General features: G+C 48.2%; 1 pseudogene. It reads right to left on the reverse strand.

The window, feature by feature from the left end:
* Nucleotides 1-255 (reverse strand): annotated as a pseudogene (locus AB4585_RS27725) (hypothetical protein); the annotation flags it as partial.

Raw genomic sequence — 255 nt, forward strand, 5'->3', positions numbered from 1 at the left:
GTGCCAAATGAGTCAGCAAAGTTCCAGTTCATATCCACAACTGCTGCGTATTGCGAAGAGCTACTTTGCTCTAGCGAGTAACTTAACCCTTCAAGCCCTAAAGCATCGTCTTCCGCGACGCGACCTTCTGTATTCATATAAGCGGCTCCCACATATCCGTAGATCGCACCAAAGCCCTCTATGGGAAACAACTGACCGATACGAGGACTGAACATCACGGTTTTTGCTGTAGTACGGCCGTCATCGGTTTTTGAT

The organism is Vibrio sp. 10N.222.49.C9, from assembly GCF_041474985.1.
GTDB lineage: Bacteria > Pseudomonadota > Gammaproteobacteria > Enterobacterales > Vibrionaceae > Vibrio > Vibrio crassostreae_C.